Raw genomic sequence first — 9,709 nt, 5'->3', positions numbered from 1 at the left:
AATCAATTCTTTATCAATGGTTCCATCAATAATAATCCCATCAATAATCGAGATGATGATATGAGTAAGCGGAGTAGGGTCTTTAATATCTAACTCTACTAATAAACTATTGAGTAAATTGATAAGCCAATTTGTATATTCTTGAAATGGTTCACGAATTGAGGTGTATTGTTTAGATACTTCAATAAATGCCTTCTTAAACAAGCAACCATTAAAGTTTTCGCTATTAATCCAGTCAATATACCAGTTAAAAATAAGATGTATTTTTTCAAGCGGCTCAGCATCTGGATGTAAATTTAATTTTTCATAAATTGAATTTTGTATATTAATATTTCGATGATGTAGACATTCCATGATTAAACTTTCTTTGGAAGGAAAGTATTTATAGAAAGTCATCTTCGCGACGTTTGATTCAGCAATAATTTTATCTACGCCTGTAGCGTTATAACCGATTTGGTTAAAAAGATCTAAAGCAGTATTTATAATATCTTCTTTTTTTGACATTACTGTTCCATATAGTTAAAACTAATTATTACTTTACATAGATTTTAAATTTTTAATCAAATTGATCATAATCAAAAACATAATTTGATTCAAGTTAATATTATAAAAATAATAAGCATTATTTTTAACTTTTTTTAAATATTCTATTTGATTTCGTATGATTTTAATTCTAATATGGATTTTTGATAAAAGGAGTTTTATTTTTGGTATAACTCTTTGTTTTTAAAATAAAATATGGAAAACCAAAGAACTTTAATAAGTTTAACGAGCGTGGATTATGCCTAAAAAATTTGAGAACTTTAATAATCCTAGGAAAAAGGCACTCGCAGGGATGAAACAAAGCATTTCAGCCGAACTTTGGGATAAAAATCTTAACTTTTTAACTCAATTAAGAGCGAAGATTGCGCAGCATCCGGTATCTCATCATCCTGCAATTGAAACTTTAAATAACGGAGAGATTAATAAAGAAAATTTAAAGCGTATTCATTTGGAATATCGCCATGCAATCGTACAAACATTCACAGATGCTTTATTAATGGCTCAGTATCAAACAAAACAGTTAGAGCCTAGATTGCATGCAGGGGCAAAAATGTTCCCCCGTTTTCTTTTAAGTCTGAATATATTTGATGAGTTTGGATTTAGACCGGGAGCTGACCGAGATGGTTACTATCAGGGAAACCCTGAATATGCTCATTATCCATTATTCGAAGATGTGCTTAATGATTTTGGAGTAACTGAGGAAGAGCGCCGAAGTTATAAACCGACCAGCATTGCACATCAAGTAAGAGAATTTTTAGAAAACTCCTATAACGACTATAAAGCTGTTTCCGCTTTACTGGCAGTAGCAGAAGAAGAAGTTATTTTATATAGTCCGCCTTTGCGAAGAGCAACCAGTGCTGTTGGTATAGAAGTTGAGGGTGGTGGGTATTACCATGTTCATGGTGTATCCGAAGATGAAACTGCTGAGGCAGCAGATGATGATCATGAAGAAGATTTATGGTTTATTTTGATGCAAGCTTGTATAGAAGAAGATTATGTTCATTTAGAAAACTTATGTCTTGAATATTGTGATTTATGGGAAAAGTTTTGGGATATTCAAATGGAAAACTCGAAATCAGTTCCTAAACAGAATCTGGCTTAAGAATATATCAAATAATTAACTCAATAATTTATAACAATCATAAATACTAAAAGGAATGTTTAAAAATATGGAAATAGGTAAAGATCTTTTAAAGTTTAAGTGATCAGTTTTTGAATAATGTAGTGATATTCAGCAGTATTTTAAGATGCCTAAAATTAAAGAACCCCAAAAACTTTAGGTTTTTGGGGTTTGTATTTGGTGGGCCCACACAGACTTGAACTGTGGACCAACGGATTATGAGTCCGCTGCTCTAACCAACTGAGCTATAGGCCCTATAAGTAAGAAAAGCTTTTAATCTCAAGGCTTTTCAGTGCTTGCAATACTAATCAATTTTTTTATTAAACACAAGTATTTTTCAAAAGTAGGCGCAGTAGACCTGAAAAATATTTTGCTATATTGTTAATTATCACAAGCGATAGGGATTCTAGCTTATGAGCACTTCACGAGTAAAGCTAACTAAGCCATTTATCGATCAACTTAAACTCATTCCAGCAATTTATCGCGACAGTGAGATTATTGGCTTTGCTATTCGTGTAAATAATTCCTATAAAACCTACATTGTAGAGAAGAAAGTAAAAGGTAGATCAATACGTTGTAAATTAGGAGACTACGAAAACATTACTCTTGAAGAAGCACGTATACTTGCCCAGCAAAAGTTAAAAGATTTATCTGAGCGCAAACCTTCAACTATCAAAAATAATAAAATATTAAAAAATAATTTAGATAAGAAAAATTATCAGCCTGACTTAAATGAAGCTTTCCAGACTTATATAAATCACCATAAGCTAAAAGAAAGGACATTAGTTGACTATAAAGAAGTCATAGAAAAATACTTAATAGACTGGGGAGAGCTTAAACTAATTCATATTACTGAACAGATGATTGAAGATAAGTATATCCAATTATCTAAAAGTAGTTATGCAAAAGCTAATTTAGCTATGCGGGTATTGAGAGCTGTTTATTGTTTTTCGGTTAAATATTATCAAAATAAAAATAAAGAAACAGTCATACCTATGATGAACCCAGTTGCTTTTTTAAATTCGAAACAACTTTTGCAAACGGTTCCACCTCGAAATAATTATATTGATAGAGAAAATTTAACAAAATGGGTCCATGCAATTATTGAATATCAAGGTCGGGGCCAAGAAAATGAAACAAATAAGGACTTTTTATTAACAATTGTTTTAACAGGGCTTTTTAGAAATGAGTGTGAATGTTTACGTTGGGAAGATCTAGACTTGGACGAAGGAAGCCTCTCTTTTATAAATACTTATAATAATGAGCGATATAAACTTTATATGGGTGATTTCCTTTGGCATTTAATGAAAAAACGTAAAATGAAAATTAGGGAAGAATGGGTGTTCCCATCTGTGAAGTCTAAAACTGGTCATATTGTTAATATTTCAAAATTCCGAAAAAAAATAGAAGAGCAGTGTAATATCTCTTTTACTTTTCAAGATTTACGTAGAACATTTAATTTTGTTGTAGATCAATTAAGTGATAAACCACTATTTATTAGAAAGGTAGATGAGAAAGAGAAAACGCCAGAATCTATCAATGTGGCTCACGATATGCGCAATAGAATGAATAGGGTAGAACAAGTTGTTCTTGGCATATATAGAGATGCATTTATTAAATCTATCACTACCCATCTATAAAAATTTTGAACTTTCTAAACTAAAAATAAGAATACTTCCTCTTCTAAAATTAGTGTAAGTTTATAGTAAGTTTTGTCAGTAAAACACAGAATGATTATTCTTTCACACTTCCTACAACTATTTGTAATTGATGAATTTTATACTTGACTAAAACACTTGGAATTTATACAGTAGTGGAGTATTTTTGATAATTATTATTATTGCTTAGTCCTGAAATACAGTAAGAAGCCTATTCGTTATGAATAGGCTTTTTGCTTTGTTTTTAAATGATAACTAAAGTCTAAATCTCTTAAAAAATTAATTTAATAAAATCAATTAAATAGTTTTTAGATGTTTTTTAATAAATTGAAAAAAATTGACACGTAAATTTTCATTATGAACAAAACTGATTTAAATAGTAGTCAAAGTGAAACATACCTAAATGCTAAGTTTAATTTTCACTAAACGAGGCATAGGAGTGTCATCATGTTAAAAGCAATGTTTTTTTTCAGCGCAGGTGCAATGTTTGGCTATTGTTATAAGCATAAGAATGATAAAGCCGAAGCTGATAAATCTAAATAAGCACTGAAAAACCGCCTATATGGCGGTTTTTAATGAGCAGCATTAGATAAGTTTGCTTGAATAATTTGTACAAGCTCTCTTGCTGCTTTTGATAAGGGTTTATCTTGGAGCCAGATGAGATAGATAGAGAGCGGTAAATGATTTTTTGTATTTTTAAAATCTAGTTGAACTAAATGTCCTTGCTCAATTTTTTCTTTTATTAAAGATAAAGGAAAATTTCCCCATCCCAAACCAGCCTCGACCATATGAATGGCAGTTTGTAAACTGTTGGTTTTCCAATACATGGCCCCAACGATGGAACGTGAGTCCTGCATATTTAATTCACTACTTGCAACCACAATTTGCCGAACATTAATTAATTCTTCGATAGAGATTAACTTATTCTTTTGTTTTAAAAGTGGATGATGAGCAGAAATTGTGGCGACTAGAGTTTCATTCATCACCAATTGCAAACTTTCACGCATTTTTATATTGAGATCTGAACCTGCAAGGCAAAGACTAATATTTTCTGTATAGAGCAAATTTAGAATATCGTCTTGTGGAGCTGTAATAATCTCTATGTTAAGTAAGGGAAATTTATCAGCCAGTTTCTTTATGGCTTTAAAAAGTAAATCGGTATTCGCATCTGAAACAACACCAATTTTTAGTTTACTTTCAAGCCCTAATGAAAGTTCATAGGCATGGGTGCCTAATAGCCTAAGTTGCTCAGCAATAATTCTTGCTTGAGGCTCTAATGCTAAAGCTGCCGAAGTAGGAATAACTTTACGGTGAGTACGTTCAAACAGGGGGTAACCAAGTTCTGCCTCAATATTGGCAACAGCCATGCTCACTGCTGATGGTACTCGATTTAACTTACGCGCCGCTGCCGAAAAAGATCCTGTATCTAATACAGTTAAGAAAAGCTCTATATTTTCGCTATTAAAATTCATTTTGATATCAGTGGAACTGAAAGCTGTTAACTTTATGTGTGATTTTAACTGAAACTAAAATAAAAAGAAGTAAGAAAAGATGATTGGTTATGCAAGGTTTAAAGCGTCGTATTGTTTATGTGTCCTCATATGAAATTATTGGAATGGTGATTTCATCAGTTGGTTTAGCTCTTCTCGCTGGCGATAGTGTAGAGCATACTGGTCCGCTCTCAGTCATGATTACGACTATTGCGGTAACATGGAACTTTATTTACAACATTCTTTACGAAAAATGGGAAGCCCGCCAAGAAAATAAGTCACGTACGGTTAAACGTAGAATCGGACATGCGATCGGTTTTCAAATCACTTTGGTGATGTTCTTAATTCCGCTGATTGCATGGTGGATGAATATTTCTCTCGTTGCCGCATTCTGGCTAGATGTTGCCTTTATTATCATCATTCCAATTTATACATTTATATTTAACTGGACGTTCGATAAATTATTTGGATTACCTGCTTCTGCACAGGTAAAGATTGTTCAAGAGTAGACGAAAATATTTAAGAGATATCAAAGTACTGATCTGTTAACTTTGATATCTCATCTGAAATTATTTAATTTGTTCAAGCTCAAGATTTTTTGAAACCTTTATTTGAGCTCTTTTTGCTAACACATAATATAAAAGCGCAGTTGATAACAATCCAACTAACCAGGATAAATCAACTCCACCTAACATTTCGGCAATTTGTCCTTTGTAAAATTTGCTATCGATAAAGGGTAGTTGAAGTAATATGCCAATAAAATAACAAGCAATACCAATGGTGTTCCAGCGTCCATATTTACCATTTGGATCATATAGTGCGTCTACATCACATTCTTCTTTAGAAATAAAATAATAATCAACTAAATTAATTGCACTCCAAGGAATGAAAAATGTCAGAAGAAATAAAATAAAAGCTTTGAATGCACTTAAGAAGGTATGTTCACCTACAACAGCAATAAATGTTGAGATTAGAACCATTGCAAGAACAATGATAAGTCGGGTCAGTTTTGAAATTTGTCCAGTTGGTTTAAAGCTATTCCAAATCGTTGCTATACACATAAAACTGCCATAAGCATTGAGTGTGGATAAAGTGACCTTTCCAAAGGCAATACTAAAATATAAGAAAGTAATTATGAGAGCGATAGGGTTCATGCCTACAACATACTGAACTTCATTACCGACAAAACCACCATTCGATACTTGAGCAATTAATACACCAAGTGTCATGGAAATTTGTGAACCGACTAAAGATCCGAGTCCAACCGCCCAAAACACCCGATTTGAAGAGGTTTTTGTAGGTAAATAACGAGAGTAATCGGCAACATAAGGCCCAAACGAAATTTGCCAAGAAGCAGAAAGAGAAACAGCTAATAAAAATGATGACCAGCTAAAATGACGTACCGCAAGCAATTCTGAAATATTCGAGAGAGCCAAAATTTGAGTAAGGATAATAATAAAAGCAATTAAACCGATAACGCTTGCGACTTTTCCTACCCAGTGAATTAAGCGATAGCCAATAGTTGCAAATACAATAATAAAACAAGCATAAATTAAAATACCTATCGTATTACTGACTTGTGCAAGGTGTGCAATTGCTTTACCTGCCAGTACTTCACCAGTTGCGGTAAAGCCAATATACATTAGGCAAACCAGAATAATGGGAATACATGCACCATACACTCCAAATTGAACCCGACTGGAAATCATTTGGGGAAGGCCAAGTTTTGGTCCTTGGGCTGCATGCAAAGCCATGACAGCAGCTCCAAAGCATTGTCCGATAAATAGGCCAATGATTGACCAGAATACATCGCCACCTAATACGACGGCTAATGCACCCGTGACAATAGCTGTAATCTGTAAATTGGCACCAAACCAAAGCGTAAATTGGGCGAATATACTGCCATGCCTTTCATTTTCAGGAATAAAGTCAATACTTCGGTTTTCAACAAACCCACTTTTTGATGTTCCAGTTGATGAGTCCATAACACTCTCCTTATCCTTTAAGAGCTTTTCTTTTATTAGAATCCATTTTGTATAAACAAATATAAACATGTATATACAAGTTATTTAAAAAAGAAGCAATGGGTTTATTTAAATCATTGCTATAAAATTTGTGGGCTCATAAATTTAGATGTGCTGTGAAAATTCAACTGGTGTTGTGACTGATTTTATAAATATGAAAAGGTTTAACCTATAAATTAAGCTTATAAAAAAGCCCTCTAATGAGGGCAGATAATCAGACTTCTGCATCAAGAATGGCCTGAAAAAATACAGGTAGTTCCGAAAATTGAACTAACTGAGTTTTATCATCGTGCTTATAATAGTATTGATAATGGGGCGTTTCAAAAGCGCTATCGAGATATTGTGTTGCATCAGAAAATTGAGCTTTTGCAACGGGTTTATCTTTCTTAAATTTAACGATAAGTGGGTTCACAGAGTTTAATTTAACGGGTACACCATTTTCAAATTTGGCAGTTTCAATCAGTAAAGAGATTTTAAAATCACCAAATACGACACAAAACTGACCTCCTTTTTCTGTTTTAATTTCTCGATCGTGAAATAGTTCTTTAAATAAGTCTTTTAATGATTCTCTGTGCTTATCTAAAGCTAACTGAAAATCATGATCTTGCTGTTCTAGTTTCTCTTGCTCTTCTTTTAGCAATCTGGCCTGTTTTTCGATTGTTGTAAAATCCAAATTCATCTTAATTTCTCCTTGTTGTGTTTTTAAAACTATATATGGCAACCAATTGTTAAGTTTTAAAGAAACATACATTCTTTGTTACAACGCAATAATTAAGATGAATTTGTGTGATCACTATTTCGTACAAGGCTTAGCCATAAGCGTTGGACGCTTGATTTGAATAAATCCTCCACTACTTAGCACGCCTAGCATGACTAAAGCAGTCCCTATAAGTTGCCAGATATTAAGAGCTTGACCAGCCAACAGTGCCACCAACATACTAAAAACTGGAACAAAATTAAAAAAGATTGATGCTCGACCTGCGCCTAGTTTTTGAATGCCATTAAACCAAAATAAATAAGCAATCATGGTAGAGCAGATAATGACGTAACCCATTGCCAAGTGTGCACTAATAGGTGCCATAACAACTGCTTTAAATGGATGTTCGAAAATTATACTTAATATGATTAAAGTCAAAGCACCGAACAACATAGAGAAAGTGGTAGTTTCTAAAGGCGTAGCATTTTTTACATAACGGCGTGATAACACGTTGGCTAAACAAAAACTGATACCACCGAGTAAGATGAATAAGTCACCAATTGCTATTTTTAAATGAAGTAGCGTTGAAAAATGTCCATGACTAATAACAAAAAGCACACCACTTAAACCAAATACAACACCAATAGATTTAGGAAGTGTTAATTTTTCTCCATCGAGCAAAATTGCTAACAGTAGAGTAATCAATGGCGTAGTTGCCATGATTAAAGCACCGTTGACTGCTGATGTTGTCTGTAAGCCATAGAAGCAGCCTATATTAAAACCAGCAATACCTATAATTCCAATAAGCAGATAGATAAATAAATTCTGCCGTAAAACGTTCCAACGCAATTTTCCCATGGCCGCAAAAACAATAAATAGGCCAAGGCTTGCAAGCGTAAAACGTTCAGCTGCTGCTGAAAGAGGAGGCATCGATTGGATAATATAAGACATCGCATTAAATGCTGAGCCCCAAAAAAGCATCGTTATTACAACACCTGTGTAAGCATAAACCATCGTTTTATTCATGATAGGGCTCCGAAAAAGAATGTCTCTATTCTGAGTAATCACTTAAAGGTGTACAATTCCATATTAATTCATCTCTGATGTGAAAATTTGCACAATGATAGATTGGGAAAATTTACATTACTTTTCAGTTTTTTCTGAAGAAAAATCACTTTCAGCTGCGGCAAGAAAGTTAGGGGTTGACCATGCCACTGTTGCAAGAAGAATCGCTCAGTTAGAACAGAACTTAAAATTAAAATTAGTTGATCGTAGACCTCGCACTTACGTTTTAACATCAGAAGGCGACCGGCTTGCCCAAGTAGTGGCACGTATGATGGAAGAAACGTTTTCTATTGAGCGGCTTGCTCTGGCTGGACAGCAGGAGGTTACGGGAACTGTTTCTATTAGTATGCCTCCATTAACGGCTGCTCATCTAATCATGCCTCATCTCGGAAAGTTTTATCATCATTATCCTCAATTAAAACTGCGTGTACTTGGGGATGTTCATTATGTATCTTTGCAGCATAGAGAGGCTGATATTGCAGTAAGGTTTGGGCGACCTAAAGATGAATATTTAGTTGCTCGTAAAGTCGGAGAAATCCCTTTTGGAATATATGCTACCCCAAGTTATTTGGCTTCAACGAACCAAGAAAATTATGAGTGGATTAGTGTGAAGGTCGGTGGTGTACATGGACAGAAACAACAAAAATTAAAAGAGAAATTGAATAATAAAGACCCGCTCATGGTTACTAATCATCCTGAGTTGCAATGGAGAGCTGCATGTGGGGGAGTAGGTTTAGCCGTATTACCTGACTTTTTAGGTCAACAAGGCAATTTGGTAAAATTACCAGATAATGACCCGATGAGCGCTGAAATTTGGTTGGTCATACACGAAGATCTACGGAGCAGTCCTGTGGTAAGAGTGGTGATGGATTTTCTTTTAAATTGTTTTGAACCATTTAGAGTTTAATTTTAAATTTTGTTTAACTCTGTTTTTCCTGATGTATCTATTAAATTAAAAGATTTTTTATTCGTCGGGAAAAATCCCTGCATCTTCTTGTGCTTGTTTTAAAGCTAGAAAAAAGCATAGTAGAAAAAGTAATCCAATAAAAAATAAGAAAAAATCTAAATGACTAATACCTATACCAATTCCGAAAGCCGCTAAACTTAATAAT

Annotated in this window: 9 protein-coding genes and 1 tRNA gene; 4 read left to right on the top strand and 6 right to left on the bottom strand. The window is 33.7% G+C overall.

Annotation, left to right across the window (positions count from 1 at the left end; genetic code table 11):
• A partial coding sequence (locus ACH63V_RS17370; protein WP_396464218.1) for a TetR/AcrR family transcriptional regulator occupies positions 1-504 on the bottom strand: 504 nt, incomplete at its 3' end.
• A 277-nt stretch (positions 505-781) separates the two neighbouring features.
• Here ACH63V_RS17370 and ACH63V_RS17365 point away from each other — a divergent pair.
• Positions 782-1,645, top strand: a complete 864-nt coding sequence (locus tag ACH63V_RS17365; RefSeq protein ID WP_396464217.1) for a hypothetical protein — start codon at positions 782-784, stop codon at positions 1,643-1,645.
• A gap of 196 nt (positions 1,646-1,841) precedes the next feature.
• Here ACH63V_RS17365 and ACH63V_RS17360 read toward each other — a convergent pair.
• Positions 1,842-1,918 (bottom strand) — tRNA-Ile (locus ACH63V_RS17360).
• Between the two features lie 158 nt (positions 1,919-2,076).
• Between ACH63V_RS17360 and ACH63V_RS17355 the strand changes: the two genes are divergently transcribed.
• Complete coding sequence (locus ACH63V_RS17355; RefSeq protein ID WP_396464216.1) at positions 2,077-3,303, top strand: integrase; 1,227 nt, start codon at positions 2,077-2,079, stop codon at positions 3,301-3,303.
• Between the two features lie 590 nt (positions 3,304-3,893).
• On the opposite strand, the gene ACH63V_RS17350 is transcribed toward ACH63V_RS17355, so the two are convergent.
• Positions 3,894-4,793: a LysR family transcriptional regulator gene (locus ACH63V_RS17350; protein ID WP_396464215.1), complete on the bottom strand. Its 900-nt coding sequence runs from the start codon at positions 4,791-4,793 to the stop codon at positions 3,894-3,896.
• 89 nt (positions 4,794-4,882) lie between these two features.
• On the opposite strand from ACH63V_RS17350, the gene ACH63V_RS17345 reads away from it, so the two are divergent.
• Positions 4,883-5,320, top strand: a complete 438-nt coding sequence (locus ACH63V_RS17345; protein WP_263613544.1) for a PACE efflux transporter — start codon at positions 4,883-4,885, stop codon at positions 5,318-5,320.
• Between the two features lie 60 nt (positions 5,321-5,380).
• Here ACH63V_RS17345 and ACH63V_RS17340 read toward each other — a convergent pair whose 3' ends face one another.
• The 3 genes from ACH63V_RS17340 to ACH63V_RS17330 all read right to left on the bottom strand — a co-directional run bounded on the left by ACH63V_RS17340 (position 5,381) and on the right by ACH63V_RS17330 (position 8,558).
• The gene (locus ACH63V_RS17340; RefSeq protein WP_396464214.1) at positions 5,381-6,796 is read right to left on the bottom strand and encodes a purine-cytosine permease family protein; all 1,416 of its coding nucleotides are present in this window, start codon (positions 6,794-6,796) and stop codon (positions 5,381-5,383) included.
• Between the two features lie 253 nt (positions 6,797-7,049).
• A complete protein-coding gene (locus ACH63V_RS17335; protein ID WP_396464213.1) occupies positions 7,050-7,514 on the bottom strand; it encodes a hypothetical protein in 465 nt (154 codons plus the stop codon).
• Between the two features lie 114 nt (positions 7,515-7,628).
• The gene (locus tag ACH63V_RS17330; protein WP_396464212.1) at positions 7,629-8,558 is read right to left on the bottom strand and encodes a DMT family transporter; all 930 of its coding nucleotides are present in this window, start codon (positions 8,556-8,558) and stop codon (positions 7,629-7,631) included.
• 94 nt (positions 8,559-8,652) lie between these two features.
• On the opposite strand from ACH63V_RS17330, the gene ACH63V_RS17325 reads away from it, so the two are divergent.
• A complete protein-coding gene (locus ACH63V_RS17325) occupies positions 8,653-9,504 on the top strand; it encodes a LysR family transcriptional regulator (RefSeq protein WP_396464211.1) in 852 nt (283 codons plus the stop codon).
• Positions 9,505-9,709 lie beyond the last annotated feature (205 nt).

The organism is Acinetobacter sp. ABJ-A23_2 (genome assembly GCF_044538765.1).
In the GTDB taxonomy this organism is placed as follows: Bacteria; Pseudomonadota; Gammaproteobacteria; order Pseudomonadales; family Moraxellaceae; genus Acinetobacter; species Acinetobacter nosocomialis_A.
Note: the sequence above shows the minus strand (reverse complement) of the source record. Positions and strands in the feature narration are given on the sequence as shown.